This is a genomic window from Streptomyces sp. NPDC037301 (genome assembly GCF_055602785.1).
Genome location: NZ_JBVJWD010000015.1, coordinates 15503 through 42329 on the forward strand (window position 1 = coordinate 15503; position 26827 = coordinate 42329).

Here is a 26827-nt window from a genome sequence, read left to right on the forward strand (position 1 = left end):
AGCCCTCGGCCAGCCGCTCACGACTCGAGACCTCCGTGAGGCCTCGTACTCCCTGCAGCGGAAGCTGCAGCTGCGGAAGGTCCAGCTCTACGACGCACGCCACTCGTGCCTCACGTTTCTTGCCGTCAACGGCGTGCCGGACGTCGTCCTCGCCGCAAGGGCCGGGCATGCCAACGCCAACTTCACCAAGCGGGTGCACGTCCACCCGAGCCCCGAGGACCTCCACGTCACCTCGGACCACCTCACTTCTCTACTCGGTTTCAGTGAGGGCGAAGCAGCCTGATGATCAAGAAGTCGTGACAGATTTGTGAGATATCTACGCTCGGCTAACAGCAAAACAGCCTCAAGAGGCTCCCGTGTGCTCCCGTGCACTCTCGTCTGTGAGAGATGTGTGAGACGAGGTGAGACGAAGAGTTTCCTGGTTGCCCTGAATCCTGGCGGGTCTCAGCGGGGATCGACGCCTCACATGACGCGATCGGGCTGGTGCAGCCAGACGTCCCGGCCGCGAGGCCTCCCGGCCAGCCCGAAGGCATCGGCGGGCGGCTCATCGAGACCGACATACCGCGCGCACAGCCTCGGTCTGGTCCCACAAGCAGCGCGGCCCGCGCCCGCCGCCGTCGCCGCGTGTGCCCTGTTCTCCCGAAGCTGCCGCGAAGCGGAAAGCAACTCCTTGTAATCAGAGTGACGCTCAGCCACGGAGAGTGAGGCGGGGTCCGGGGACTTCGCCGCCTTCCAGGCTGGCGAAGTCGGCGTGGGCCTGCCGCTGGTGGAGAGGGCCTGCGCCGGACTGGGAATCCCCACCAGCGCCTTCCCTCACGACCACCATCCGCCGAACTTCGCCCTGTGGTCCGGGGCCCATGAGGCGGTGGCCAGGATGGCGAAGACCGCGCCTATCGTCACCTTGTCGAACGTCACGTATTGGGACGAATGCGAGAGCGATGTTGCGCGTCTCCTCGCGCCTCACGTCGTGTGCCACTACCCGACGTGGCGGCTTGGATTCGCCAAACCGGACCTGCGGGCGGTGCAGACCGTTGCCCACCGGCACGATGTGCGCCCGTCGGAGGTGCTCCACGTCGGCGACAGCCTTGCGTATGACGTGCGCGGAGCCCTCGCGGCGTCCAGCGGATCAAGGCCGGATGGTGCGCGGGGCCCGGTGCGGTGTCTCGCAGGGCGCCGGAGCGCCCTCATAGCGGGCCGATTCGGACGTTTCGGCAACGCCGCGAGGTACCGTGCCGGGCGTCGCGCCCCCGGGGCATGACCCGCCGGACACCGCCTGAGGGTGTCCCGTGCGCCCGCCCGGGGCTTGCGGTCGGCCCGAACCGTCGCCTGGAGCCGAGTTCCCGAACGCGGCCGAGAGCTTCGTGGGCCACCGCACGACCAAGTACAACCCCGGCACCGTCAGGTACGGCCCCGGCACCCCGTCCCGTGTCTCGCGTGGCAGCTTTCAACCGCGGACGGGGTCGGGACTCCGTCCGCCAAGACGTCGAGTCCGCCCTATGGTGAAACCCTTGGTTACGGGCGCGCGTCGGAGAGATTCCGCACGACGGTGCGGGCCAGGTCCTGCGTAATCCCGGTGCTGCGGGCGTAACCCTCCGTATCGCCCCACTTCAACCCGCTCACCTCATACGTGACGGTCACCAGCAGGTTGTCCAACCGGACGCTCGTCGCGGCCGTCGGGCGATCCTCGCTGTGCCCCACGGCGGTGACGGCCTCGTCGCCCACTCCGGCAAGGTAGGTGGTGTATTGGGGGACGATTGGCCCGACGGGGAGTCCGTGGCCGAAGTACCCGTCCGCCCGTTCGACGGCAGCGAGCGTGCGCGTGGGTTTGAACAGTTGCACCATGATCACCACGACGGGGTCTCCGGCGGTCTCCGTGCCAGCGTTCCAGGAGCAATACCTCGTGCTCATTTCGTAGTCGTGCCCCTCGGACGGTTCTCCCCGGGGGTCCGGGACGAGCTTCAGCAGGACCTCGCGGTCGACCAATTCACAGACGGGGACAACCGCTTCGTACGGCCCGGACTCAGCTTTCAGCAGAAACATGTCCACACCCATCGCAACCGACCCGACAGCGAGAACGAGGCTGGAAAGCATGCTTACGACCGGCCGGAGATCTTCGATCCGTGAACCGCTCGCCTGCCCCCGAGCCGGTGCGGGCTCCCCCGCCTGCGCGGCCAGTCGTTCCTGGAGCCGGGAGTGCCGGAATTGGTAGACGGCGCCGGACTGGCGCAACACGCCGAGGCGGTGGGCCTCCCCGAGAAGGCCGAGCACGTTCCACGGAAGCTTCCCCGCACCCCACAGCCACACTCTTGACGCACCGAACCCGCACCAGGCGGACGACGATGCTCCGAGCACGGCGAAAGCAACGAACGTGACGACCGTGGTGATGGCCCCGGTGCCCGGTCGAACGTCAGGAAGGAACCACTCCGGTGCGAACGCTGCGAAGATCAGGAGCCCGGCCGCCCGCCAGACTGCCGAACCTCCCATCAGCAGGTTGATGAGCCCCAGCGTTACCAGCGTCGCCAGTCGGTCCTCCCTCAGCGTCCGCTCCGGGCCGCGAGTGGCCGCATCGCTGGCACCGTGGCGGAGATCTTCAAGAGGCTCCTCCACCGTCAGTCGGCCAGGGGCCTTGGGCCGAGGTCTCTTTCGGCGCAGAATCGAGTGGCCGACGGAGAAAATCACGGAGGCAGCTGCGACGATCACTTTGAACAGCAGGTATTGCAGGAGCCAGGAGTACAGCAGACCCCCGCCGACCACCGCCACGACGGCGAGCGCGGGCCGAACCATCCGCCCCGGCTCGGTACGCGGGACATACCGCGGCGGAGATTCGCGGGAGCCGAACACCACATCGGTGACTGATATCAGACAGAGCACACCGAACGGGACCCAGACCGGCATCTCGATGCCGAACCAGGACGTCTGCCGATCGACCCGCCACCCGAGCAGAGCAGTGGCCGCACCCAGCGCCAGCGTCGCCCCCACTGCCCGGGCCGCTCTCGGACCCGCCAGGCTCAGCCGCCACCACTCCAGGTCTTGGGTGCCCAGAGAATTGAGGTGCTGCGCCAGGAACTTCAACCATCGTGCGGTCCGCTCCGATTGATCGGTGACCGCCGGAACGAGTTGGCCCAGCAGGTGGTCTTCGATCGCGGCTCGGGTGGGAAAGCGGCGGTGGTCCAGAAGCTCCGCGGGATCGCGGGAAGTGTCGCTGTAGGTGATACGGGCCAGACCCGTCATCAGAGGGGTCGTCAGCACGTCCCGCAGCCCCAGCACCTGCGGGTCACGCGGGTGCTCGCGCAGCCGGGTGAACACCGGGTCCCACTTGGTGGCCACAGTACGGCCGACCACCAGCTTCCGGGTCGTGCGGCGCAGATAGTCCACCGACTCCTGCACGCTCAGTGGCTCCACCCGTACCGCCGCCGTCGCCGGCAGCACGATGTCGGCCTGTCTGACGGCGGCCTCGTACTCGTCGGCCCTGCTGGTGAGCAGGAAGGGGTCCGCCTCGCCGAGCGAGGCGCGAAGTCTTCGCAGAGCATGATGCCGGGTCTGCGTGCTCATCTCGTCGAAGCCGTCCAGTACGGGTAAGAGCTGGCCCGACCGGAGGAGTTCGGTGGCGACTGTCCGGCCCGACACGGCCCGCCCGGCGAGTGCCGGGTGGGCGGCTGCCAGGCGCCCGGCCGCCCAGGACTCCAGGTCCTGCGTCGTAGGGTCCCACGAGGCCATGGGAAGGAGTACGGGAACGCGGCCGCTCGGCTCCCTCGCCCGCAGGCGGTCGAGAGCGAAGCGCAACGCGAGCACGGACTTGCCCGCCCCGGCTTGGCCGAGAATGAGCAGCCGACCGGAAGGGATTCTGGAAAAGACCTCGTGGAGAGCGCTGCTGCCCGAGAGATCCAGCGACGCGTCGCGCCCGTCGTCCGTGCGGATGTTCGTCCAGTGATCCCCGAACTCCTCCGCGTTGACCCAACGCACTGGCAGCGGAGTCGGATGCTGGAGTCTGCGGAGTCTCATCTCGCGATTCCACAACACCTCGAGTTCGCGCGCGAGTTGTTCGGCGGCTCCTTCGAGTTGTCGGTCCAGGAGGCGTGCGAGCCCCGGGTTTCGCCCGGTCCGTGTCAGGCGCCAGTGTCGAACAGCGGTCCGCAGCCGCGGGCTTGTGAGCACGACACACACGAGGCCCGCCAGCAGGAACGGTCCCCTGATCCAGCCGTCGGCGTCGTAGGCCACCCACACCAGGGTGACGCCAGTGACGAGGACGCAGAACGGTGCGAGCATCCGCGCGAGAGCACGGGCCGCCCCCGGGACGGGCACCTGATCACGGTTGGTCCCGTCCGAGGAGTAGATGTACTGGTCCCTGCCCGCCATGTGGATCTGGGAGTTGTCGTGGGCGTGGGCTTCCTGACGGGGGGTGGGCTCCCCCGCCGGGACGTTCATGCTCCGGTGATGTGCTGGTCCCTGCCCGCCAGGAAGACGCGGGAGTTGTCGCGGGTTTCCGCATTCATGACGACCGACGCACCTCGGGTCCGCTCCGTCTGGGACAGTGCGGGGCCAAGGTGATCGTCCAGCAACAGCCGCAGTTCGGCGGCGAGGCCGGGGGTGACAGTGAGGGCCTGCTGGAAGCGCATCCGCCAGACCCCGGCCAGCGCCTGCTCGGTGTCCTCGTCGTCCGCATCACGTGCGGCGAGCACCTGACCGCGCAGGGCGTCCAGCTCGGCGCCCACGTCGTCTGCGTAGTCCGGACGTAGGCGGCGCCACATCGCCACTGTCGCGGCCTTCGCCTGCAGCCAGGCATCCGTCGCCATGGCGCTCACCAAGGCGGTTCCCGCCGCCAGTACGATCGGGTCCATCCCCCACCCCCACGGACAGTGATCCGAGGACCAATGTAGCGGTCCTCAGGGGCGCTTGGGGTGTCGCTATTGAGCCCTTCCGCGTCGGGGCCGACTTACCGGCGATTTTGGTCGTGTTGAACCGATGGGTCCGGTCACCCGTAGGCCCTGTCCGGCGGATCATGGTCGGAGCCATAGGCGGATCGCCGCTGCGGTGACGGCGCCGTGGAAGACGTAGGCCCTCCTTCTCGTAACGGGTGGAGACCGCACGGGAGTTCTTGAGCCGGTTGATGGTCCGCTCGACTTCGTTGCGACGCCGGTAGTGCTCCTGATCGAACCCGGCGGGCCTGCCGCCCGCGCTGCCTCTGCGCCGGCGGTTGGCCCGCTGGTCCTTCGGCTCCGGGATCGTGTGCTTGATCTGGCGTCGTCGCAGGTAGCGCCGGTTGCGGCGAGAACTGTAGGCCTTGTCACCGCTGACGTGACCGAGCCGGGTCCGGGGCCGCCCGCCCAGCCGGCGGGGCACCCGGATCCGGTCCAGGACCTCGATCATCTGCGGTGCGACCCCCTACGACCTGCAGCAACGCATTTCTGAACGGCACAGGATGCTGACGACGGCACGTTTGATGGACGGGTTCATGCCAGTGGTGATGGAGAAGCGGGCTCCGGCCCTGCGGCAGGCTGCGATCACACCGGCGTTGCAGAACTGGGAGTCCGCCCGCAGGATCCGCATGCCGGTGCAGCCCGCCTCGACGGCGGTGGCCAGGGCCTCGCTCACGAGTTTCGGGGCGCCGCGGGCGTCGGCTGCCTTGCCGCGGCGCATCCGGACCGCGGCGATCACCGGCCGGGAGTGCGGGGCGCAGATCGTGGCGAGCAACGGGTGCAGAGTGCGGATGTCCTTGAACCGGCCGTACTCCGCGCCCTGCTTGGCCCGCCCGTAAACCCGTTTATGAGTGGAGTCGACGTCGATGAACGCCATCACACCGGCGCCCGGCAGCAGCGGCGTGTGTGCGGCCAGCGCGCCGAGGAACCTGCGGTGCACGGCGTGGAGTTGGAGCGCATGCCCGTGGGTGAACGCGCGCAGGAACGTGCCCAGCGTGGACGGGGCACGGATACCGTCGAACACGGCCGGCATCGCACCGTGCCGCAGCAGGTGAAGGTCGTCGATGCTGTCCGCGCCTGCGGCCATACCGCCCACGATGCTGGTGACCTTGGCGTCCGCCGCCGCACCCGCACCGTTGCCCGCCCCGGGCAGCTTCACCTTCTCGGCCACCAGGCGCGAAAGACCACACCGCTCGGCCATAGCCGCATCACCGGGACCAGCCCCGCATACGCGATCAGATTCCGGTCATCGAACGCAACAGAGACCGCCGCCGGGGTGTGGGAAACTTTCATCTACGAGGTGCCTTGCTGATAGTGCGTGATGGTGGTGTGGTAACTCCCATCTTCGCAGGTCAGCAGGCACCTCTCTTCATTTCTCCATCCACAGGACCCGGGACAGCCGGTGGATCCAGGTTAAGTGCCAGTCGCGGTGAGCGCTGCTCAGGTTGGCGGCCGGAGGCGGTGATCTTGGGTAGGGTCCAGTCATCGGAAGCACCATCTGCCAACACCGCGCTCCCGCCGTCGCCCATCCTCACGGCCCATCCCGCGGACCCCGCGCGACACGCTCCGTCGGCCGTCATCCAATCCCCATAGGGTTCGATCCCGTTCACCGATCGTTCATTCATCGGCAGGGCTCCCGCACACCCAACCCTCCTAGCGTCACGCTCACACCAAGGTTTCATATAGGGAGAGCAAAGTGCGCAAGCTCCTGCCGCTGATCGGAACACCGTCCGGTTCGCATCCTGGCGGACGGTCCGCCCTGACCTGCCGCTACCGCTGCGGCGATGCATGTTTCCACGAGGTGCCCAACACCAGCTCGGGCGAGTACGTCGGCGACGTCATCGCCGGTGCCCTCAGCCGCCGTTCCGCCCTGCGCGGCGCCGCCGTCGTCACCGTGGCCGCCGCCACCGGCACGGCCGCCGTCACGGCCGCGGCCCCCGAGGCCCAGGCTGCCGCCCCGCAGGGGCAGGGCGCCGCCGGGGGTCGTGGCGACGCCGCCCGTGGCCTCGGCTTCACCGCCGTTGCCCCCAACACCGCCGACGTCGTCACCATCCCCTACGGCTACCACCAGAACGTCGTCATCCGTTGGGGCGACCCCATCCTCCGCGGCGCACCCGCCTTCGACCCCGAGAACCAGACCGCCGCTGCCCAGGCCGGCCAGTTCGGGTACAACAACGACTTCCTCGCCCTCCTGCCGATTCAGGGCGAGCATGACCTCCAGCTCCTCGTCGCCAACCACGAGTACACCGACGAGGTGATCATGTTCCGGGGGTACGACCCCGAGAACCCCACCCGGCAGCAGGCCGAGGTCGCCTGGGCCGCTCACGGTCTGGCCGCCGTCGTGGTCCAGAACGACCGGCGCACCGGGCGCCTCACCGCCGTCCCCCGCCACCCCCTCAACCGCCGTGTGACCGCCACCAACGAGTTCCATCTCACCGGACCGGCCGCCGGGTCCGACCTCCTGAAGACCTCTGCCGACCCGAGCGGCCGCAAGGTCCTCGGCACCCTCAACAACTGCTCCGGCGGCACCACCCCGTGGGGCACCACCCTCCACGGCGAGGAGAACTTCAACCAGTACTTCGCGAACGGCAGCCGGGCCACCGACAAGCGGTACGGCATCGGGACCGGTGCCACCGAGCGGAAGTGGGAACGGTTCGACAAGCGGTTCGACATCGCCCAGGAGCCCAACGAGGTCCACCGCTTCGGCTACGTCGTCGAATTCGACCCGTACGACCCCACCTCCACGCCCCGCAAGCACACCGCCCTCGGCCGCTTCAAGCACGAGGCCGCGACGGTCCGGCTCACCGATGACGGGCGGCCCGTCGTCTACTCCGGCGACGACGAGCGGTTCGACTACTTCTACAAGTTCGTCGGCAGCAAGCGCATGCGGCAGGGGAACAGCCGCGCGGCGCGTGAGCACAACCTGTCGCTGCTCGAAGAGGGCACCCTCTACGTCGCCAAGCTCACCGGCGACTCGCCCGCCTCCGAGATCGACGGCAGCGGCAAGCTGCCCGCCGACGACGAGTTCGACGGCTCCGGCACCTGGATTCCGCTGGCCACCGCCACCGCCGACGGCGCCGTCTCGCACGTCGAGGGCATGACCGCCGAAGACGTGTTCGTGTTCACCCGGCTGGCGGGCGACAAGGTCGGCGCCACCAAGATGGACCGCCCCGAAGACATCGAGCCCTCCCCGCACACCGGCAAGGTCTACGTCGTCCTCACCAACAACACCAACCGCGGCAAGAGCGGCTACGCGCCCGCCGACGAGGCCAACCCCCGCAACGCCAACAAGCACGGGCACATCCTGGAACTGACCGAGGGCCGGAACCAGCCCGAGAGCACCACGTTCGCCTGGTCGGTCTTCCTCGTCGCCGGTGACCCCGCCGACCCGTCCACCTACTTCGCCGGGTTCCCCAAGGAGAAGGTCAGCCCCATTTCCTGCCCGGACAACGTGGCCTTCGACCCGCACGGCAACCTGTGGATCGCCACCGACGGGGCCCAACTCGGCTCCCACGACGGCCTCTTCGGTGTCGCCACGCGCGGTGACCGGCGGGGTGAGCTCAAGCAGTTCCTGACGGTGCCCACCGGCGCCGAGACCTGCGGGCCGATCGTCCAGGACCGGCGCGTGGTCGTGGCCGTGCAGCACCCGGGCGAGGTCGACGGCGCGTCCGTGGAGAAGCCGGCCAGCACCTGGCCCGACGGGCCCGGCAAGATCGTCCGCCCGGCCGTGGTCGCGGTGTGGCGCGCTGACGGCCGCGACGTCGGCGCCTGAGGCCGTACAACGACGGGGGCGCCGTTCGCGCGAGCGGCGCCCCCGGTCGCTGCAGCCTCGGTCCTGCCGAAGACGGCCGCCTCTGTCACGGGAGGACTCGTCAAGACGTGTGGTTCGAGGTCACGTCGTCGGCCAGGTTGCGGTCTGGCGCCCTTATGGCCGTTGCAGGGGCAGCGGTTGAAGCGCGGGCCATCGAGTGAGCATGGCCTCCTTGATGGCCGCGGCGAGTTGTCCCAGGCCGTTGAGCTCACTGCCGTCCGGCCGCAGCCGCCACGATGTCGGCGGCCGCTCGGCGCGCCCGCGCGTGCGCGGCCGGAGTCGGCAGCGCCTGGATCACCGACGCCATCGCGTCCGCGGTTCGACTGGCGGCGCGAAGCCGTTCGTGCCTGATATCGGCTGCGGCGTTCCGATAGCGCACGGCGGAGTAAGCCAGCCCAGCCGCTCCGACGGCCATCAGCAGAGCGCCTGCGGCCAGTGAACGGGTACGGCCGCCTTCGACGAACTTGGCCACGGCCAGCCCTAGAGCCATCACGTTCGCGGATGTGCGCAACCATGCGAGGTAGGTACGCTCGTTCGCCAGATGATCTCGGGCGTGGGATGGATCTGTGTCATCCCCGGGGCGTTCCTTGCCCATGACTCGCTCTCCTACCTGGAGGCCGCAGCGATGCGCATTCTGTCGCTTTCGCCGAAACCGAGCGGGATCGAAGTGCCGCTTGGAAGGACTTCGAGCATAGTGGCGATATGGGCATATGGGATAAACGAGACGACATGATCGTGCACCAGGCCGAGCCCTACAACGCTGAACCACCTCCTGGCGCGCTCGTGGACCCGGTCACCCCTCTGGACACCTTCTATGGCCGCAACCATGCCCCGATCCCCCGCGTGGACGGGGCGAGCTGGCGGCTGCGGGTGGACGGCACGGTCGACCGCCCGCTGGAATTGTCGCTGGACGAACTGCGGCGCCGCTTCCCCGAACGGAAAGTGCTCGCCACTTTGCAGTGCGCGGGCAACCGCCGCGCCGACCTCATGGAGTTCCGCGACATACCCGGCCAGGTCCCCTGGGGCCCCGGGGCCATCTCCACGGCATGGTGGACCGGTGTGAGCCTGGCGGATGTACTGACCGAGGCAGGACTGCAGGCCGAAGCGGCCCATATCGCCTTCACCGGCGCCGACGTGTCACAAGACGCCGACCCGCCACAGCCCTTCGGCGCCTCCATACCGGCGGCGAAGGCCACCTCCAGCGAGGTGCTCCTGGCCTGGGCGATGAACGATCAGGCTCTTCCCGTTGCGCACGGCGCCCCGCTGCGCGCCGTCGTCCCGGGCTACATCGGCGCCCGCAGCGTAAAATGGCTCCAGCGCATCACCGCACAGACCGAATCGTCCGACAACTACTTCCAGTGGGAATACAGCCTCCTGCCTCCCGAGGCCGACCCCCACAAGGCAGGACCAGGCGACGGCATCACGCTCGGGCCGGTCGCCATTCACATCGCCATCCTGCGGCCCGGCAAAGGCGCCCAGCTGCCGTCCGGACCCACCGAGGTCACTGGCGTGGCCTTCGCCGGCGACGACCGCACGGTGACACGCGTGGACGTGTCCGCCGACGGCGGCACCACGTGGGTCCACGCCGATCTGAACGCACCGGACAACCCATGGACGTGGCAGCACTGGCGCGCCACGCTCATCCTCCCGGCAGGCGAGACGGAACTCCTCGCCCGTGCCTGGGACTCCGCCGCAGCCGTACAGCCCGAGTCCCCAGCGACGGTCTGGAACCCCAAGGGCTACGCCAACAACGCCTGGGCCCGCCTCCACGTCACCTGCGACCGCTGAAAGCCGGGCGGCCAGGCCGCAGATCCCGACGGCACGCCTCCAACCCTGGTCTGTGATCGTCATGGCATCAACCGTGTGATCAAGCTCGTCGCCCGCAACGCGTTCGGCTTCCGCAACGCCGAGAACCAGCGGTTACGGACACGCTGCATCACCACCCGGCGAGCCCGCGGACACCTCCGCACCGCTCAACTTTGAAGACCCACTTTTAGTCGCCACAGGTTGTCGGCCTGAGCTGACGACTCAGGACCCGTCAGGGCCCCGGCGCCACCCACCTCTTCGAGGAACCCGACTGGCGTTGAAGAAGCCGCCGCCGTCACCGGAGAAGAGTTTGACGGACTCCCATGAGCCGACCGGACCGCCGATCAGCGTCTGCCGGCCACCCGTCACGGCGGTGACGGTGTGCGCGCCCGCCAGGTTCTGAAGCTCAAGCCCTACCTCGTCGGCCGCTGGAGCCAGTACGCACCCCGCCCCTGCTGAACCCAGCACCGCCCACAACCCACGAATTTTCACCAAGAGACGGCAAAGCCGGAACCCTGCATGCCGTATCCGACGCACCGTCACCTGCACGAACAGTCGCCTGATACTCCATCAAAACGTGCGTCAAACGTGCGTCACGCGCGTCGAATATGCGTCAAGATATCGCCCGTAACGCCCACAGCGCACATAATGCACACTCGACGAAACAGCAGGCCAGCGGCCCTTTTCGGCAGGCTCAAGGATCGCCACGCACTCCACATGATGCGTCATCGAAATCACGTCGCCGGAAGTGACATACCAAGAACCAGCAGGTCAGACGTAGTCTCACGCTCACAGGAAGTGACTTCCACGCCCTCGGAGCGTCAATCGAGCGTCACAGCCGAAATGGGTCAGCCTTGCTCGAACACCCCTTCCGCCCCGCCGCGTCCGCGCACCGGCGCGGCCACCCGCCAGGCCGACCACAAGCCTTCCCACACGGCACCCGGCCTGCCGAGAACTTCACGCTTTGCGTACCCAGAACCAACCCTCGTGAACAACCCCGGCCAGGGTCGACGAAACAAATAGAGGCACCCCCAGCAGCACTCGGCAAACCGGAGGTGCCGACCGTCCGGTGGGGACGGCTCAAACGGTGAGGTTGCGCAACCGGACCAGGACGGCTTGCCGATCCTCGGTGTCGTCGCTCCAGCCCTGTGCCCAGTCCAGCGCCGAGCCGCCCCCCGACTCCCGAAGGTGCGGGTCGGCGCCATGGCGCAGCAGCAGCTCGACAAGGGGCAGGTTCGCCTTGGCAGCGACTGCGGCGAGCGGCAACCCGCTGCGCCATCCCCGGGATTCGGCGTTGGGCGAGGCCCCGGCCGCCAGGAGCAGCTCGGCACAGCGGTTTTCGCCTTGGACGGCGGCGAGATAGAGCGGTGTGGCTCCGTCAGGGTCGCGGGTGTCGGGATCGGCCCCTTGGGCGAGGAGTCGCTGGAGAAGGCCGACTCGTCCGTCACCGGCAGCCGCGGCAAGCCGCTTCGGCAGCTTCTTACGCTTTCTGTTGTTCACGTGTTTCCACGGGCGCGGGGCCTACCGCCTGGAGCTGCGGAAGGTGCAGTGGTGCGCCCGGTACCCCTTTCCGTACTTCTTGCTGATCTGGGCTTGCACATCTCGCTGGGCGGACTTTTCGGCCTCCGACTTGCTCTTTCCCTTTCCGGTGCCCTTGAGCTGCTTGTCTCCGTGGTCGCCACTTCCGATCTTCTCGACACCACAGACGGCGGTGGAGTACCACGTCTTGGGCTTCGCCATGGTGGCGTCGGAGGCTTCGGCGGTTCCGGTGAGGGCAAGCAGGGCGCATGCCGCTGCTGCGGTCCAGCAGGCGATGGACTTCTTCACGGTGCCTCGCTTTCGGTTGGTGGGGTGGGCGGCGTGGTGGCGCCCGGCGGACACGATGGCATGTGCCAAGGATGGGATTGTGTGGCCGATCAAGGCTGGAGTTGACGTGCGGAACGGTTCTTCGCCCGTTGTCACGGGGGTGGGGCGACTCCTACGGGGCGTGGCGGTTTCACACCTTCGCGTGAGGTGAGGTGGGCCGAGGGCCATTTCGGGTAGCTGGTCGTCGAGGGGGACTTCTGGGCGCGTCCGGCCCGACCGCAGGTGATCGAGGCTGATGCGGCCGACCACGGTGGTCAGCCAGCCGCCGAGGTTGTCGATGGTGCCGGTGTCCTGGCGGGAGAGACGCAGCCACGCCTCCTGGACCACGTCTTCCGCGTGGCATGTGATCCGAGCACGCGGTAGGCAACCGCCCGGAGCCGGTCACGGTGGGACTCGAAGGCATCGACGATCGGGTCCGCGGGATGGGTGCCGGCCATGTTGTTACCTCCCTGAAAGCTGCTCCGTCATAGGGATGACGCACGCAGACGCCGCAACGTAACCCGATGAAGGAGAGCACTCCCACATGGAAAACCGGCTCAAGAACAAGAACGCGAACAACCCCGATGTGTGGACCGCGATCCAGCACCTCCAGAAGGCGATCGCCGCCGGGGGCGTCGACCCGAAGCTGCTCGCGCTGGTCCACCTGCGCGCCCGCCAGATCAACGGCTGCTCGGCATGCGTCTACGCCAGTGTCGCTGGGGGGAAGAAGGCCGGTGACACCGATGAGCGGCTGCACAACGTAGCGGCGTGGCGTGAGGCGCCGTTCTACACCGATGCGGAGCGCGCGGCACTGGCGCTGGCCGAGGCCGCCACCCGGATGCAGGATGGTGCGCAGGGCGTCACCGACGAGGTCCGGGAAGCAGTCAACGCCCATTTCACCGAGGAGCAGATCGGCGCGATCAACCTGGAGATCGCGCTGACCAAGCTGATCACCCAGAAGACCGCCGTCGAACTCGGCCCGGCCGGCAAGCTCTGGACCACCCGGGCCACCCGGGCCACCCGCAACCTCACTGCCACCCTCGAACGACTCCGCGTCGACCGACAGCTCGAAGAGGCCCTCACCCACGGCGCCGACCCGCTCCACCTCGCACTGGTCTTCGGCATCGACGAGAGGACCGCCATCCGCTACGCGGACTCGGCGCGGGCACTGCTGGAACAGACAGCCGAGCACTCACCATCTGTCGACGGTCACGCGATTCCCCAGGGGCTGTGCTCACGTAATTCCCCAGGTGGTGGCCGTAGCAGCTGACGGGTTTCGCGCGTGATGCGGAGTCCGGCGGGTCAGTCCTGTCCGTTCGACTGTGGTTCGGAGATCACGATGGAGCCTGCGTGGTCCTACGCCTGTCCGTAGCCCGCCGGGAAATCCGATTGCCCCCTCGTGGCCGGCTGCACATCCTGCTGAGATGCGCTACTCCATCAACATCCCCAACTTCGGCGACTTTGCCGACCCCCGTAACGTCGCGACCGTGGCGGCCGCCGCCGAACAGGCCGGCTGGGACGGACTCTTCGTCTGGGACCACGTGCTGCACCGACGGCACCAGGATCGTCCCTTCGGTGACCCCTGGATGCTGCTGACCGCGGCCGCGCTTGCGACCTCCCGGATCCGACTGGGCACCCTGCTTACGCCGGTCCCCCGTTACCGTCCGCAGCAACTCGCCCGCCAAGTGGCCACCCTGGACCACCTCAGTGGCGGCCGGGTGGTCTTCGCCGCCGGCCTGGGCGGTCCGATCGAGGACGAATACCGCAGCTTCGGCGACACTGCCGAGCCACGCCTCCTCGCGCAGCGGCTGGACGAGGGACTGGAGTTGTTGAGGCGCTTCTGGTCCGGCGAGCCGGTGAACCACCACGGTCAACACTACGAGGTCCGGGACGTGACGATGCCGCCCGCCGGCGTGCAGCGGCCGGGTCCGCCAGTGTGGATCGGCGGGTTCTGGCCGCACCGTCCGCCCATGCGGCGGGCAGCGCGGTGGGACGGCGCGGCGCCACTCTTCGAGACGGCCCGGCATGGACATGTGCCCGATGTCGCGGAGGTACGGGAACTGGTCGGCTATGTACGCAAGCACCGTACAGCCGGGGCCGAGCACCCCTTCGAGTTCGTACTCGGCGGAGCCACGCCGCCGGACGCAGCGAAGGCCAAGGACGTGATCGGCCCACTGCACGACGCCGGCGCCACCTGGTGGGACGAGCGACAGGTCCAAACCTGCCCCGACCTGGACCGCCTGCCCCCCGTACTGCGCCGCATCGAGGCGGGGCCGCCGGTGGTCTGATCAGCCCTTCGAGGGTGTGCCGCGCGGTCACCATCCCCCTGGGGAATGGTGACCGCGCGGGTGGGGAAGTACGTGACGCCGATCATGCAGGTCGTGGGGAAATCCCTGACCGTCGACACCATCGCCCTCAGGAAAAGAACTTGGCCCAAATTGACGGGACTTGAAGAATGACAGCCATGCAGATTCGACAGGCATGGCCTGATGATGCTTCAGAGGTCGCTGGCGTCCACGTGCGCTCCTGGCAGGTGGCCTTTGCCGGTCTTGTTCCCCAGCACTACCTCGACGCCATGGACCCGAGCCGCCAAGAGTCCGAGTGGAAGACACGAATCGCGAAAACACGGTGGCCATCGTCGGGAGTACTGGTAGCTGAAACCGAGGCCGGGATCGTCGGATTCGCAAGTTTCGGCCCGTCTCAGGACACCCCTGTCATCGCGGAAATCGGCACACTCTACGCGATGCCCGAGGTCTGGGGCACGGGAATCGGAAGGCAGTTGATGCTGGCCACGTTGGCGGCTCTCGGACAGGCCGACTACACGCAAGCCACCTTGTGGGTCCTGGAAGACAACGAACGCGCCCGGCGCTTCTACGAAGCCGCTGGCTGGGGCGCAGACGGCGCGGCCGTGGAGGACTCCACCGGCGGCGGATCTCTCAACAAGTTGCGCTACCGCTGCCCTCTTGGCTAGTCCGCTCCCCGTTTGTCCGTCCACGGAGCCCGGAAGCGGCGTGGTCACGAGTTGGAGTCGAACTCGCGGGTCCAATGCCGTTCAGCACGACGACGGACCCCCGGGTCGGGGTCGGGCCAGAGCATCGGGCAGCGGACGCCCCGTTGACTGAACGAACCCCGGAGGTTCTGCAGTTCAGAGGGAAAGTGGTGTCCGCGGTCGCTACGTTGACCGGTCGTGACGAACGATGCGCCCGAGCGGGATCTGGCCGCCTTGGTGGTTCCTCGGTGGGGTCGGCTGGTGGAGACCGGCGACCGGTACGAGCCCTATCGGCTCCTCGACCCCGACGGTACAAGCGTGGAAGCGGTCGCGGTCTACTTTCAGGAGCCGCTGGCGGCCGGCAGGGCTCCGTCGACGGTTCGAATGGATCTGCTGCGGTGGTGGCGGTTCCTGCAGGCAGTGGGGGTCCCCTGGGGCCGGGCGACCCGGGTCGAGGCCCGGGACTTCAGCCGCTGGATTCGGGTGACGGTCAAGCCGAGCAAGGGCTCGACTCCGAAGCGCCGGTCGGTACAGAGCGGGACCGCCCTGAACCCCGTGACCGGCAAGCCAACGGCTGGGCCCGGCTACGCCCCGACCACCGTCGCACACAGCGAGACGGTGCTGCTCCCCATCATAATTTTCTGTACGTCCTGTACATTCTTTACAGATGCTTGCGCAGGTCCCCGTACAGCCCCGGAGGAAAGGCAACGCCATGCTGTTCCGCCCCACCGCCCGTTACGTGCTGCCCGAGTTCACCGAGCGCACGACCAACGGGACCCGCACCCTCGATCCGTACTCCAAGCTGCTCGCCGAACGGATCGTCTTCCTCGGCACCCCGGTCGACGACACCGCGGCCACCGATCTGATCGCCCAGTTCATGTATCTGGAACACGACGCCCCTGACCGGCCCATCTCGCTCTACATCAACTCCCCCGGCGGCTCGTTCGGTGCCATGTCCGCGGTCTACGACACGATGCAGTACCTCACCTGCGAGGTGGAGACCTACTGCCTCGGCCAGGCCGGTTCCTGCGCGTCCGCACTGCTCGCCGCAGGCGCTCCCGGCCGGCGGCACGCACTGCCCGGCGCCAGGGTCGTCGTGCAGCAGCCCGGGCTCACCGAGCCGGTTCAGGGCCAGCCTTCCGATCTGGAGATCGAGGCACAGGAATTGGAACGGGTCCGCGAGATGATCACCACACTGTTGGCCCGTCACACGGGCCGCAGCGCAGAGCAGATCGCCACCGACATCGAGCGCGACCTCATCCTCGACGCGGCGGGCGCCAAGGCGTACGGTCTGGTGGACCACATCATGGAGACCCGGAAGTCGTCACTCCCGCCGCACAGCGCGAGGTGAACGCCCGATGCAGCCACCGGAGTTGCCGCCGCTCCCCGCACTGACGCGCGCGGAGGGGGAGTTCATCGACTGCTACCTCGAAGTCCTGGACCAACTGGGCCGGATCAACCCGGCACGCGGCAGCGACACCTACGGCGCACTGCGCGCCGCACAGGCACTGGCCTCACGGGCGGGCGCGCTGCGGGATGCCCTCGCATTGATGCATGAGCGCGGCGAGGCGCAGATCCACGCCGCCACCTTGGCGCGGGCGCTGCGCGTACTGGACGGGGAACGGCGGGCCGGACGCGTCACCGTACCCCCCGCTCAGACGAGTTGAGCAGCCCACTTCGTCTCCCACCCCGGCCGGCTCCGGCCAACTCCCCCTGCCCTCACCTCCGACGGGGTTTGCTCAACTCACTCCGTCCCCGACTCCGACGGACTTCGCTCAACTCCCCTGCGCGACACGCCCGGCAGGCACATCAAAATTCCTAGCTCGTTCGGCGTAGGGATTCCCCCTCACGGGCGATATCTCAACTTGCGTTTTCTGCGAGAACAGTGATCGGAATCCCTCCCTCCATCCCTGGTGCGAGACCGGTCCGAGTGACCTGCACGGTCTTCGAAATCACCAGCCCCACCCAAACGGGCCATTCGTGAGGAGACTCACATATCGTCGCTTTCACTCGGAAATCCGGCAGTCGGTGCGTCAAGATCCCTGGGACGACAAGCCCCCGCCACCGCGACGGGGCGGTCCGGGCGGACGCCGAGTCCTGCCGCCGTCCGGATGCCTGGTCGACAGAAGTGGATCGGCAGGAGTGGAGGACCCGAGCACAACGGGTCGACCGGAACACCGGTCGACCCTCGGGGTGAAGCCGCCGAGCGCGGCCGGGCAACTTCGCCAGCCCGAACCCGACAGGTCATCCTTCACAGGCGGCTGACGAAGGGTTGCGCATGGCTGCGCAGGTTCATGTCCCGTCTCTGCTCGCCCGGGCCGGCACGGCCTCGGTTCTGACACTGGCCGCCGTCGGCGGCACCATGCTTGCCCCGGGCGCCACGCCCCAAGCCCAGGCAGCGGCACTCTCGATGAAGGCACTCAACATCGCCGCGTCGAAGAAGGGATCGCCGTACGGGTGGGGGGCCACCGGCCCCAACCGCTTCGACTGCTCGGGTCTGACGGTCTATTCGTTCAAAAAGGCGGGCAAGAAGCTCCCCCGCACGGCCCAGCAGCAGTACAACAAGACCCGCCATATCTCGGCCTCGCACAGGCAACGCGGCGATCTGGTCTTCTTCCATTACGGCCGCAGCATCTACCACGTGGGGATCTACGCCGGTAAGGGCAGGATCTGGCACTCGCCGAGGACCGGCGCGGTGGTCCGGCTGGAGAAGATCTGGACGAAGAGCGTCTATTACGGGCGGGTCCGCTGATGCCTGTCCGGCGCATCAGGCCCGCGCCCCCGGCCGTGATCCACCGGACAGGCCCGGGTCTCCGCCGCTGACCCGCTCGTTCCTCAGTGCAGCAGGGAGCCGGACACCAGCACCAGCCCCAGACCGGTGAGCGCCGCGCCGCTGCCGCCCTCGATGGCGCGGGCGGTACGCGGCCGGCGCAGCCACCGGCCCAGCCGGTCCACCAGGAGGGCCACGGCGGGAAACCAGATCAGCGCAAGCAGCACCACGATCATTGCGAGCAACAAGGTCCTCGGGAGCGGCGGCTGCCCGTCGGGAACGAACTGCGGCAGCAGACTCAGGAAGAGCACCGGCGCCTTGGGATTCAGGGCGTTGGTGAGGAAGCCCTGGCGCAGTGCGCGTACCGTTCCCTGCCCTGCTGGTTCGCCCTCGGCCTCGCCCGCCCTGCCCGTGGTGCGGCGCCGAGCCGCGTACAGGGCACTGATGCCGAGACAGAGGACGTAGGCCCCGCCGAGCAGCTGAACGGTGCGGAACAGTACGGGCAGCGTCACCAGCACAGCGGCAAGCCCGGCGACGGCCAGCGCGGTGTGCACGAGGAGTCCACCGGCAACACCGAGCGCGCTCGCCACCCCCGCTGACCGGGAGGCGAGCGCGTTGCGTACGACGACGGTGAAGTCCGCGCCCGGCAGCGCGACCATTCCAGCGGCGACCCCGGTGAAGGCGATCAATTGTGCGTCCATGGGTCCACCCTGGCCCGGCAGAGCCTTTAGCGTGTACTTGCAATCTTCTGGGTCTGCCAAAAGGAACGCTTAATGTACGACCCGACACGGCTCGCGGCGCTGGTGGCGGTCGCGGAAGCCGGATCGATCACCCGGGCCGCCGCCCGACTCGGCTACACTGCGCCCGCGCTCTCCCAGCAGATCGCCAAGCTGGAGCGGGAGGCGGGCGCTGCACTGCTGGTGCGCCACCGCCGAGGGGCCCGCCTCACGGCCGCCGGTGAACTGCTGGTCGGACGCGCACGGCGGATCCTCGACGAGATGGACCTGGCCCGCCACGAACTGGCCCGTCTCTCCGGACTCTCCGGCGGACGCCTCCGGGTCGGCACGTTCACCACCGCGGGCATCCATCTGTTGCCGCCGGTGCTGAGCGCCTTCCGTCGCGCCCACCCGGATGTGGAACTGGCGGTCACCGAGTACGAGCCGCCGGACGGGGTCGCGGCGGTGGCCGCGGGCGAGGCCGATCTTGCGCTGACCCATGTGTACGAGCCGGCTGCCGCAGCGGCCTGGCCCTCCGGGGTATTCGCCGAACCGCTGCTGGTCGAGGAACTGGTCCTGATCACGGCGGTCGGGCAGATGCTGTCCGAAGGCACCGGGAGACTGCCGGTGACAGAACTTGCGGGGCGGCCGCTGATCAGCAGTGCGCCGACGCATCCACCGCGCCGCGGGGTGGAGCAGGCGTTGGCCGAAGCAGGGGCGACGCCCGCCGTGGTCTGCGAGTCGCCCGGCTACGCGCTGGTGTGTGCGCTGGTCAGCGCGGGCATCGGAATGGCGGTCGTACCGGAGATGGTTGCCGCGATGTCGTCGACGCCGTTGTCCGTGCGGCGGCTGGAGCCCGCTTCGTTCCGGCGGACGATCTCGATGGTGCACCGCGGCGACCGGGCGAGCGCCGCGGCGGCAACACTCCAGGCACTGTTGCGCAGTGGGTTCGGGCGGGCGGCCTCGGCGCAGCGGCCGGGCGGCGAGGGCGGGTGATCACGCGATCGGGAGACGGGGAGGCGGCGGATCGAAGGGTCGGTCAGCTCTGCACGGGGATGCTCCACGGGAGCGCGATCCAGACCGTCTTGCCGCCGTCGGCAGTGGGGGTGACGGTGAGCCGGCCCCCGCACTCCTTGGCCAGACAGCGAATGATCACCATGCCGCGTCCGTTGTCCTGCTGAACGGCGGCGGGCAGCCGCCGAGGCCAGCGCGGGTGACTGTCCGTCACACCCAGATGCAGCTGTTCCTCCCGCTCCAGCCTCAGGTCCACGGTGAAGGTGGGCGACTGGCCGAAGGTGTGCTGGACGGCGTTGGTCACGAGTTCCGAGACGATCAGTCGGATACTGTCGGCGAACTCCGTGTCGATGGCCAGACCCCATTCGGTCAGCACCCTTGCCACATATCTCCGGGCCGACGAGACCGAGACCGGATCGCTCGGCAGAGTGACGCTTGCTTCCTGGTGGTCTGCCATGGCGAGCCGTCCCTTTCCCACTTGGACCGACCCGCGACCGGTCCCGGTTGTGCTTCGCGCCAGATTGCCACTGATGCTGCCCTCTGTGACGGCGATCCACCAAGATATGCATATATCTGTCGCTCAATGCGGTGAACTCTGCCACGCAAGACCGTATGCGGGCGTCACACTGTCCGCTCGGCAGAAGAGGGAGGGAGGCCGCAGATGCAGCACGGCCCTGCGGTGAGGCGCCGCAAGCTCGGGGAGGAGCTCCGGAGCCTGCGCCATGCGTCCGGACTGACGAGCCGGGACGCCGCGCGAATGCTCGGCTGGCACCAGTCGAAGGTGAGCCGGATCGAGACCGGTGTCAGTGGGGTGCGGCCGGTCGATGTGACCCGGCTGCTGGACGCGTACGGCGTGGACGACACGCAGCTGCGGACGCTCCTGGCGGCGCTGGCGGGTTCGGCGGGCGGTGGCGGGACCGGGTGGTGGCATGCCTATCGCGGTCTGATCCCGCCGCAGTACCGCGACTTCATCAGTCTGGAGTCCCAGGCGCGGACCGCGCGGACCCTGGAGACCTCGGTGGTACCGGGTCTCCTGCAGACGGCCGACTACGCACGTGCGGTGACCCGGGCCTCGCTGGACGGACTACCCGCCGGCCAGCTGGACTCGCTGGTGGAGGTGCGGCTCGCCCGGCAGGGGGTGCTGCGGACCGATCCGCCGCTGCGACTGAGCGCGGTGCTCGACGAGGCGGTGCTCCGGCGCGAGGTCGGTGGGCGCCGGGTGATGAGAGACCAGCTGCGCCATCTGACTCGCGTGGCTCAACTACCCCATGTAGAGCTTCAGTTGCTGCCGTTCTCGGTCGGTGGTTATGCCGGCCTCACCGGCCCTTTCGTTATCTTCTCATTTCCGAACACTTCTGATCTGGACGTGGTAGTTCTCGACCATTTGACGAGTAGCCTCTATCTGGAGCGGAAAGAAGACCTTGAGGCGTACAGCTCGGCCTTCCGCACGATGCAGGCGCACGCGCTGTCGCCGGAGCACTCGTTGGACCTCATCGCCGCGATCGACCGCGACGGTGGGTGACCCCGGACTGCCCGAGGGGGGCTCATGTCGGATTGCCTCGCACAACACGAGTTACGGTGGCAGCGCAGCAGCCGTAGCACGGGTATGAACAACTGCGTGGAGGCCGCGCCGTTCACAGACGGGCGGCTGGCCGTGCGGGACTCCAAGGATGTGTCCAGGCCACCGCTGCGGTTCTCCGCGGCGGCCTGGACATCTTTCGTCTCCGGCCTGCACCGGGGTTCGGTCAGCTGACAGGAGCGGTCCGCCGTACGATCGCCACGGCGGTGGCGATCTGCTCCTGAGTCAGATCGGCTCGCGCTGTCAGCCGCAGCCGGGAGACACCGTCCGGCACCGATGGCGGCCGGAAGCATCCCACCGCGATTCCCGCGGCGCGACAGTCGGCCGCCCAGCGCACCGCCGCGTCCGCCGAGGGTGCCCGCACCGAGACCACGGCCGCGTCGGGGCGAACGGCGGTCAGACCGGCCTCGGTCAGCCGCTCGTACAGAGCGGTGGCGACCGCACGGGCCCTGCCGGCGCGTTCCGGCTCGCGACGGATCAGCCGCAGGCTCCCGAGAGCGGCGCCCGCCGCGGCCGGTGCGAGGCCTGTGTCGAAGATGAACGTACGGGCCGTGTTGACCAGGTGTTCGATGACCCTGGCCGGACCGAGGACCGCCCCGCCCTGGCTGCCCAGGGACTTGGAGAGGGTGAGCGTGGTGACGATTCCCTCGCCGCCCGCGAGACCGGCGGCGGCGAGCGCACCCCGGCCGCCTTCGCCCAGCACTCCGAGACCGTGCGCGTCGTCGACGAGCAGTGCGGCACCCTCCGCCCGGCAGGTGTCGGCCAGTTCGGGCAGCGGCGCAGCGTCGCCGTCGACCGAGAAGACCGAGTCGGTGACCGCCAGCGCGCGTCCCCTGTGTGCCTGCAGGGCTTTGCGCACGGCATCGGGATCAGCATGCGGTACGACGGCGGTCTCTGCCCGGGAGAGCCGGCAACCGTCCACGATCGAGGCGTGGTTGCCCGCGTCGGAGACGATCAGCGAGCCGCGGCCGGTGAGCGCGGTGAGGGCGGCGAGATTGGCCGCGTAGCCCGATGACAGCACCAGGGCCGACTCGAAACCGCAGAAATCGGCCAGCTCGCGTTCGAGTTCGGCGTGCAATGCGGTGGAGCCGGTGACGAGCCGCGATCCGGTCGCCCCTGCTCCCCACCTGCGCGCGGCCTCGGCCGCGGCGGCGGTGACCTCGGGGTGCCGGGTCAGGCCCAGATAGTCGTTGCTCGCGAGGTCCAGCAGTTCTGGTTCGGCGGGCCGAGGGCGAAGCGTACGGACGAGTCCGGCGTCCGCGCGGCGGCGCGCCTCGTCGTCGATCCAGTCGAACGGGGCGAAGGGCATGAGCGGTCCCTTTTGTAGGCAGCTCACAGACCCTAACCGGGCACGCAGCAGGTCATGGTGTGGCAATACACACACCCCAGACGGGCTCTGTTGTCCGGTTCCTCCTTGGCTGCGGGCGGTGCCGTAGGCCAGGATCAACGCCATGGACCTCCTGAACACGCTGGTGGACAAGGGACTGCGGCGCGAACTGCCGACCCGCGAAGAAGCACTCGCCGTACTGGCGACCTCCGACGACGACCTGCTCGAAGTGGTGGCCGCGGCCGGAAAGGTGCGCCGTCAGTGGTTCGGGCGGCGCGTGAAGCTGAACTATCTGGTCAATCTCAAGTCCGGGCTCTGCCCCGAGGACTGCTCGTACTGCTCGCAGCGGCTCGGCTCGAAGGCCGAGATCCTCAAGTACACCTGGCTGAAACCGGACGAAGCGTCGAAGGCCGCCGCCGCCGGGGTGGCGGGTGGCGCCAAGCGGGTGTGTCTGGTGGCCAGCGGTCGCGGTCCGACGGACCGGGATGTCGACCGGGTGTCGGAGACCATCGAGGCGATCAAGGAGCGGCACGAGGGCGTCGAGGTGTGCGCCTGCCTCGGTCTGCTCTCCGACGGACAGGCCGACCGGCTGCGGTCAGCGGGCGCCGACGCGTACAACCACAACCTCAACACGTCCGAGGGGACGTACGGGGACATCACCACCACTCACACCTATGCGGACCGGGTGGAGACCGTGCAGCAGGCGCAGGCCGCCGGGCTCTCGGCGTGCTCCGGGCTGATCGCCGGAATGGGTGAGAGCGACGCCGATCTGGTCGATGTCGTCTTCTCGCTGCGCGAGCTCGACCCGGACTCGGTGCCGGTGAACTTCCTGATCCCGTTCGAGGGCACTCCGCTGGCCAAGGAATGGAACCTCACCCCGCAGCGGTGTCTGCGCATTCTGGCGATGGTCCGGTTCGTCTGCCCGGACGTGGAGGTGCGGCTCGCGGGCGGGCGCGAGGTGCATCTGCGCTCGATGCAGCCGCTCGCGCTGCACCTGGTCAACTCGATCTTCCTGGGCGACTACCTCACCAGTGAGGGACAGGCGGGGCAGGCGGATCTGGACATGATCGCGGACGCCGGTTTCGAGGTGGAGGGAGCGGGAACGACGACGTTGCCTGCACACCGCGCTCAGGCGGGTGGCGGCTGCGGTTCGCATGACGGGGGATGTGCACCCTGTGGCGACGCGCCCGCAGAAGCCACTGCCGAGCCCAGCGAGATTCCGGCTGCACGCACGGATCTGGTGGCAGTCCGCCGTCGCGGCGCGGGTACGGATGTCGCACCCAATGCCTGAGGCCCTCTCCCCGGCCGAACTGCGGTCCCTGGACCGGGCCCACGTCTGGCATCCGTACGGCCCGATGCCGGGGCGTACGGAGCCACTGGTCGTGGAGTCCGCGTCCGGGGTACGGCTCCGGCTTGCCGAACCGGCCCACGGGCAGCACGAATTGGTCGACGGCATGTCGTCCTGGTGGTCGGCGGTGCACGGCTACAACCATCCGGTGCTCAATGAAGCGGCACGCGGTCAGCTCGACCGGATGAGTCATGTGATGTTCGGCGGGCTCACCCATGAGCCCGCCGTGCGGCTGGCCACGCGGCTGGTCGAGATCACCCCGGAGCCGCTGCAGCATGTCTTCCTCGCCGACTCCGGATCGGTGTCGGTCGAGGTCGCGGTGAAGATGTGTCTGCAGTACTGGCGCTCGGCCGGGCGGCCGGCCAAGCAGCGGCTGCTGACCTGGCGCGGCGGCTATCACGGGGACACCTGGCAGCCGATGTCGGTGTGCGACCCCGAAGGTGGCATGCACGAGCTGTGGTCGGGCGTACTGCCCCGGCAGATCTTCGCGGACGAGCCGCCGGCCGGCTTCGACGCGGAGCCGGATGCCGCGTACGTACGACACCTGTGGGAACTGATCGCGGAGCACGCCGACCGGCTGGCCGCGGTGATCGTGGAGCCGGTGGTGCAGGGCGCGGGCGGAATGCGGTTTCACTCCCCCGCCTATCTGCGAGCGCTGCGCGAGGCCTGCGATGCGCATGACGTGCTGCTGGTGTTCGACGAGATCGCCACCGGTTTCGGCCGTACCGGAAAGCTGTTCGCCGCGGAGCATGCGGGGATCTCGCCCGACGTCATGTGCGTGGGCAAGGCGTTGACCGGCGGCTATCTGACGATGGCGGCGACGCTGTGCACGGCACGGGTGGCGGAGGGCATCTCGCGCGGCGAGGTGCCGGTGCTGGCGCACGGGCCCACGTTCATGGGCAATCCGCTCGCCTCCTCGGTGGCGTGCGCCTCCATCGACCTGCTGCTCGGCCAGGACTGGGAGAAAGAGGTCGAGCGGATCGGCGGCGGGCTGCGGGACGGTCTCGCCCCGGCGGCGGAGCTGCCCGGGGTGCGGGATGTGCGGGTGCTGGGCGCTATCGGCGTCGTACAGCTGGATCACGAGGTGGACATGGAGACCGCGACCCGGGCGGCGGTGCGGGAGGGCGTGTGGCTGCGGCCGTTCCGCGATCTCGTCTACACGATGCCGCCGTATGTGACCGGTGACGAGGATGTGGCGCGGATCTGCCGCGCCGTGTGCGCGGCTGCGCGGGAGGGCTGAGATGACGGTTCTGGTGGTGACAGGTACGGGCACGGAGATCGGCAAGACGGTCGTGACCGCGGCCGTGGCGGCGGCGTGCCGGGATCGCGGTGTGGCGGTGCTCAAGCCCGCCCAGACGGGCTTGGCCCCCGGCGAGCCCGGGGATGCCGCAGAGGTGGCACGGCTGGCGGGCGGCCATGTGACCGCGGTCGAACTGGCCCGGTTCCCCGAGCCGTTGGCACCTGCCACGGCCGCCCGCAGGGCAGGGCTCCCGCCGGTACGGCCGTACGAGATCGCCGAGGCGGCCGAGAAGCTGGCGACCGAACACGATCTGGTGCTGGTCGAGGGTGCGGGCGGACTGCTCGTACGGTTCGACGACGACGGCGCGACCCTGGCCGACGCGGCACGGCTGCTGGGCGCACCGGTCCTGGTCGTGGCGGCGGCCGGACTGGGCACGCTCAATACGACCGCGCTGACCTCGGAGGCCCTGAGGGCCCGGGGGCTGGAGTGCCTCGGTGTGGTGGTGGGCAGCATGCCCGCCGAGCCGGACCTTGCGGCGCGCTGCAATCTGGCGGACCTTCCGGTGGCTGCGGGCGCCCCGCTGCTGGGTGCGGTACCGGCCGGTGCGGGGGCGTTGGCGCCTGCCGACTTCCGTGTCCTGGCCGGGAGTTGGCTGGCGGCGGAACTGGGCGGTAATCGGCCGGCCGATTGAGCGGCTGAGCCGCGCGGGACGGGGGAGAATCGAAGCAGCCGTACCGTTCCGGTCGAGCGTCGTGTCGAGGAGGTCCGCCATGCGTCTGCGCAGCACGAAGATCCCGGAGGACGCGGTGCACCACCCCGTCTTCGCCCGGTTCTACGCCCGGATGAGCGTGGCCGCGGAGACCGGGGCGGGGCTGGGCGCGGTGCGATCGGAGCTGCTGGCCGGTATGTACGGCCGGGTCATCGAGATAGGTGCGGGCAACGGCCTGAACTTCGCGCACTACCCGCCCGCGGTGTCGGAGGTGGTGGCCATCGAACCCGAGCGCAGCCTGCGGAGGTTGGCGGTGCGCTCGGCGCTGCGTGCCGGAATTCCGGTGGATGTGGTGCCGGGCGCGGCGGAGGCCCTGCCGGTGAAGAGCGAGGCGTTCGACGGGGCCGTCACTTCGCTGGTGCTGTGCACCGTACGGAATGTGGAGCGTTCGCTCGCGGAGCTCGTACGGGTGCTGCGGCCGGGCGGCGAGCTGCGCTTCTTCGAGCATGTGCGGGCCGATGACCGGGCCATGGCAGCGACTCAGCGGGCGTTGGACCGTACGGTCTGGCCGCTGGTGACGGGCGGGTGCCACACGGCGCGCGACACCCTGGCCGCCATCGAAAGGGCCGGGTTCACGGTGGAGACCTACCGCAGGGTCAGGATGCCCGACTGGGGAATCCGGCTGCCCACGTCCGCATGTGTGCTGGGCGTGGCGCGGCGGCCGGCCGTGGTCGACTGACGCATCGGCCACCACCGC

Annotated in this window: 26 protein-coding genes, 3 pseudogenes and 1 riboswitch; of the genes and pseudogenes, 17 read left to right on the forward strand and 12 right to left on the reverse strand. The window is 68.9% G+C overall.

Going from position 1 to position 26827, the window contains the following annotated elements:
- Positions 1-133: 133 nt before the first annotated feature.
- Together ACZ7IB_RS23550 and ACZ7IB_RS23555 are read left to right on the forward strand one after the other, a co-directional pair.
- A complete protein-coding gene (locus ACZ7IB_RS23550; RefSeq protein WP_470915361.1) occupies positions 134-283 on the forward strand; it encodes a hypothetical protein in 150 nt (49 codons plus the stop codon).
- 591 nt (positions 284-874) lie between these two features.
- Positions 875-1258, forward strand: a complete 384-nt coding sequence (locus ACZ7IB_RS23555; RefSeq protein ID WP_470915655.1) for an HAD family hydrolase — start codon at positions 875-877, stop codon at positions 1256-1258.
- Between the two features lie 254 nt (positions 1259-1512).
- On the opposite strand, the gene ACZ7IB_RS23560 is transcribed toward ACZ7IB_RS23555, so the two are convergent.
- The 4 genes and pseudogenes from ACZ7IB_RS23560 to ACZ7IB_RS23575 all read right to left on the reverse strand — a co-directional run bounded on the left by ACZ7IB_RS23560 (position 1513) and on the right by ACZ7IB_RS23575 (position 6117).
- A complete protein-coding gene (locus ACZ7IB_RS23560; protein ID WP_470915363.1) occupies positions 1513-4425 on the reverse strand; it encodes an NACHT domain-containing protein in 2913 nt (970 codons plus the stop codon).
- A complete protein-coding gene (locus ACZ7IB_RS23565; RefSeq protein ID WP_470915364.1) occupies positions 4422-4838 on the reverse strand; it encodes a hypothetical protein in 417 nt (138 codons plus the stop codon). The genes ACZ7IB_RS23560 and ACZ7IB_RS23565 overlap by 4 nt, the downstream gene beginning before the upstream one ends.
- A gap of 159 nt (positions 4839-4997) precedes the next feature.
- Positions 4998-5382, reverse strand: a pseudogene (locus ACZ7IB_RS23570) (transposase); the annotation flags it as partial.
- Positions 5383-6117, reverse strand: a complete 735-nt coding sequence (locus tag ACZ7IB_RS23575; RefSeq protein ID WP_470915366.1) for a transposase — start codon at positions 6115-6117, stop codon at positions 5383-5385.
- A 495-nt stretch (positions 6118-6612) separates the two neighbouring features.
- On the opposite strand from ACZ7IB_RS23575, the gene ACZ7IB_RS23580 reads away from it, so the two are divergent.
- On the forward strand, positions 6613-8688 hold the full coding sequence (locus tag ACZ7IB_RS23580; RefSeq protein ID WP_470915367.1) for a PhoX family protein: 2076 nt from the start codon (positions 6613-6615) through the stop codon (positions 8686-8688).
- A gap of 247 nt (positions 8689-8935) precedes the next feature.
- Here ACZ7IB_RS23580 and ACZ7IB_RS23585 read toward each other — a convergent pair whose 3' ends face one another.
- Positions 8936-9322, reverse strand: a complete 387-nt coding sequence (locus ACZ7IB_RS23585) for a YidH family protein (protein ID WP_470915369.1) — start codon at positions 9320-9322, stop codon at positions 8936-8938.
- Between the two features lie 134 nt (positions 9323-9456).
- On the opposite strand from ACZ7IB_RS23585, the gene ACZ7IB_RS23590 reads away from it, so the two are divergent.
- Complete coding sequence (locus ACZ7IB_RS23590) at positions 9457-10515, forward strand: sulfite oxidase (RefSeq protein ID WP_470915371.1); 1059 nt, start codon at positions 9457-9459, stop codon at positions 10513-10515.
- 240 nt (positions 10516-10755) lie between these two features.
- Here ACZ7IB_RS23590 and ACZ7IB_RS23595 read toward each other — a convergent pair whose 3' ends face one another.
- From ACZ7IB_RS23595 to ACZ7IB_RS23610, 4 genes and pseudogenes are all read right to left on the reverse strand, one after another.
- Positions 10756-11082 carry a potassium-transporting ATPase subunit KdpA gene (locus ACZ7IB_RS23595; RefSeq protein ID WP_470915373.1) on the reverse strand — a complete coding sequence of 109 codons (327 nt, stop codon included), beginning with the start codon at positions 11080-11082 and terminating at the stop codon, positions 10756-10758.
- Positions 11083-11613: 531 nt separating this feature from the next.
- On the reverse strand, positions 11614-12033 hold the full coding sequence (locus ACZ7IB_RS23600; protein ID WP_470915375.1) for an ankyrin repeat domain-containing protein: 420 nt from the start codon (positions 12031-12033) through the stop codon (positions 11614-11616).
- Between the two features lie 21 nt (positions 12034-12054).
- Positions 12055-12429, reverse strand: a complete 375-nt coding sequence (locus tag ACZ7IB_RS23605) for a hypothetical protein (protein WP_470915672.1) — start codon at positions 12427-12429, stop codon at positions 12055-12057.
- A 129-nt stretch (positions 12430-12558) separates the two neighbouring features.
- A pseudogene (locus ACZ7IB_RS23610) lies at positions 12559-12836 on the reverse strand (sigma factor); the annotation flags it as partial.
- 86 nt (positions 12837-12922) lie between these two features.
- On the opposite strand from ACZ7IB_RS23610, the pseudogene ACZ7IB_RS23615 reads away from it, so the two are divergent.
- From ACZ7IB_RS23615 to ACZ7IB_RS23640, 6 genes and pseudogenes are all read left to right on the forward strand, one after another.
- Positions 12923-13375, forward strand: a pseudogene (locus ACZ7IB_RS23615) (carboxymuconolactone decarboxylase family protein); the annotation flags it as partial.
- A 427-nt stretch (positions 13376-13802) separates the two neighbouring features.
- The gene (locus ACZ7IB_RS23620) at positions 13803-14666 is read left to right on the forward strand and encodes an LLM class flavin-dependent oxidoreductase (protein WP_470915376.1); all 864 of its coding nucleotides are present in this window, start codon (positions 13803-13805) and stop codon (positions 14664-14666) included.
- A 176-nt stretch (positions 14667-14842) separates the two neighbouring features.
- Entirely contained in the window at positions 14843-15349 is a 507-nt protein-coding gene (locus ACZ7IB_RS23625; protein ID WP_470915377.1) for a GNAT family N-acetyltransferase, read from the forward strand.
- 733 nt (positions 15350-16082) lie between these two features.
- A complete protein-coding gene (locus ACZ7IB_RS23630) occupies positions 16083-16718 on the forward strand; it encodes an ATP-dependent Clp protease proteolytic subunit (protein ID WP_470915657.1) in 636 nt (211 codons plus the stop codon).
- A gap of 7 nt (positions 16719-16725) precedes the next feature.
- Positions 16726-17034: a hypothetical protein gene (locus ACZ7IB_RS23635; protein WP_189280341.1), complete on the forward strand. Its 309-nt coding sequence runs from the start codon at positions 16726-16728 to the stop codon at positions 17032-17034.
- A gap of 435 nt (positions 17035-17469) precedes the next feature.
- A riboswitch (cyclic di-AMP (ydaO/yuaA leader) is annotated at positions 17470-17642 on the forward strand.
- Positions 17643-17645: 3 nt separating this feature from the next.
- Complete coding sequence (locus ACZ7IB_RS23640) at positions 17646-18119, forward strand: C40 family peptidase (RefSeq protein ID WP_470915380.1); 474 nt, start codon at positions 17646-17648, stop codon at positions 18117-18119.
- An 83-nt stretch (positions 18120-18202) separates the two neighbouring features.
- Here the strand turns inward: ACZ7IB_RS23640 and ACZ7IB_RS23645 are convergent, their stop codons facing one another.
- A complete protein-coding gene (locus ACZ7IB_RS23645) occupies positions 18203-18838 on the reverse strand; it encodes a LysE family translocator (RefSeq protein ID WP_470915381.1) in 636 nt (211 codons plus the stop codon).
- A 72-nt stretch (positions 18839-18910) separates the two neighbouring features.
- Here ACZ7IB_RS23645 and ACZ7IB_RS23650 point away from each other — a divergent pair, with 72 nt between their 5' ends.
- The gene (locus ACZ7IB_RS23650; protein WP_470915384.1) at positions 18911-19849 is read left to right on the forward strand and encodes a LysR family transcriptional regulator; all 939 of its coding nucleotides are present in this window, start codon (positions 18911-18913) and stop codon (positions 19847-19849) included.
- A gap of 43 nt (positions 19850-19892) precedes the next feature.
- Here the strand turns inward: ACZ7IB_RS23650 and ACZ7IB_RS23655 are convergent, their stop codons facing one another.
- Positions 19893-20324, reverse strand: a complete 432-nt coding sequence (locus ACZ7IB_RS23655) for an ATP-binding protein (protein WP_470915386.1) — start codon at positions 20322-20324, stop codon at positions 19893-19895.
- Between the two features lie 204 nt (positions 20325-20528).
- On the opposite strand from ACZ7IB_RS23655, the gene ACZ7IB_RS23660 reads away from it, so the two are divergent.
- Positions 20529-21389, forward strand: coding sequence for a helix-turn-helix domain-containing protein (locus ACZ7IB_RS23660; protein WP_470915388.1), 861 nt, complete (start codon positions 20529-20531; stop codon positions 21387-21389).
- 24 nt (positions 21390-21413) lie between these two features.
- On the forward strand, positions 21414-21620 hold the full coding sequence (locus ACZ7IB_RS23665; protein WP_470915390.1) for a DUF397 domain-containing protein: 207 nt from the start codon (positions 21414-21416) through the stop codon (positions 21618-21620).
- On the opposite strand, the gene ACZ7IB_RS23670 is transcribed toward ACZ7IB_RS23665, so the two are convergent.
- The gene (locus ACZ7IB_RS23670) at positions 21613-22755 is read right to left on the reverse strand and encodes an 8-amino-7-oxononanoate synthase (protein WP_470915392.1); all 1143 of its coding nucleotides are present in this window, start codon (positions 22753-22755) and stop codon (positions 21613-21615) included. The genes ACZ7IB_RS23665 and ACZ7IB_RS23670 overlap by 8 nt on opposite strands.
- A gap of 142 nt (positions 22756-22897) precedes the next feature.
- Here ACZ7IB_RS23670 and bioB point away from each other — a divergent pair, with 142 nt between their 5' ends.
- The 4 genes from bioB to ACZ7IB_RS23690 all read left to right on the forward strand — a co-directional run bounded on the left by bioB (position 22898) and on the right by ACZ7IB_RS23690 (position 26809).
- Complete coding sequence (bioB, locus tag ACZ7IB_RS23675) at positions 22898-24064, forward strand: biotin synthase BioB (protein ID WP_470915394.1); 1167 nt, start codon at positions 22898-22900, stop codon at positions 24062-24064.
- Positions 24057-25361, forward strand: a complete 1305-nt coding sequence (locus tag ACZ7IB_RS23680) for an adenosylmethionine--8-amino-7-oxononanoate transaminase (protein WP_470915395.1) — start codon at positions 24057-24059, stop codon at positions 25359-25361. Before bioB ends, ACZ7IB_RS23680 begins: the two co-directional genes overlap by 8 nt.
- Position 25362: 1 nt before the next feature.
- The gene (gene bioD, locus ACZ7IB_RS23685; protein ID WP_470915397.1) at positions 25363-26052 is read left to right on the forward strand and encodes a dethiobiotin synthase; all 690 of its coding nucleotides are present in this window, start codon (positions 25363-25365) and stop codon (positions 26050-26052) included.
- A gap of 79 nt (positions 26053-26131) precedes the next feature.
- Positions 26132-26809, forward strand: a complete 678-nt coding sequence (locus ACZ7IB_RS23690) for a class I SAM-dependent methyltransferase (protein ID WP_470915400.1) — start codon at positions 26132-26134, stop codon at positions 26807-26809.
- Positions 26810-26827: the final 18 nt, after the last annotated feature.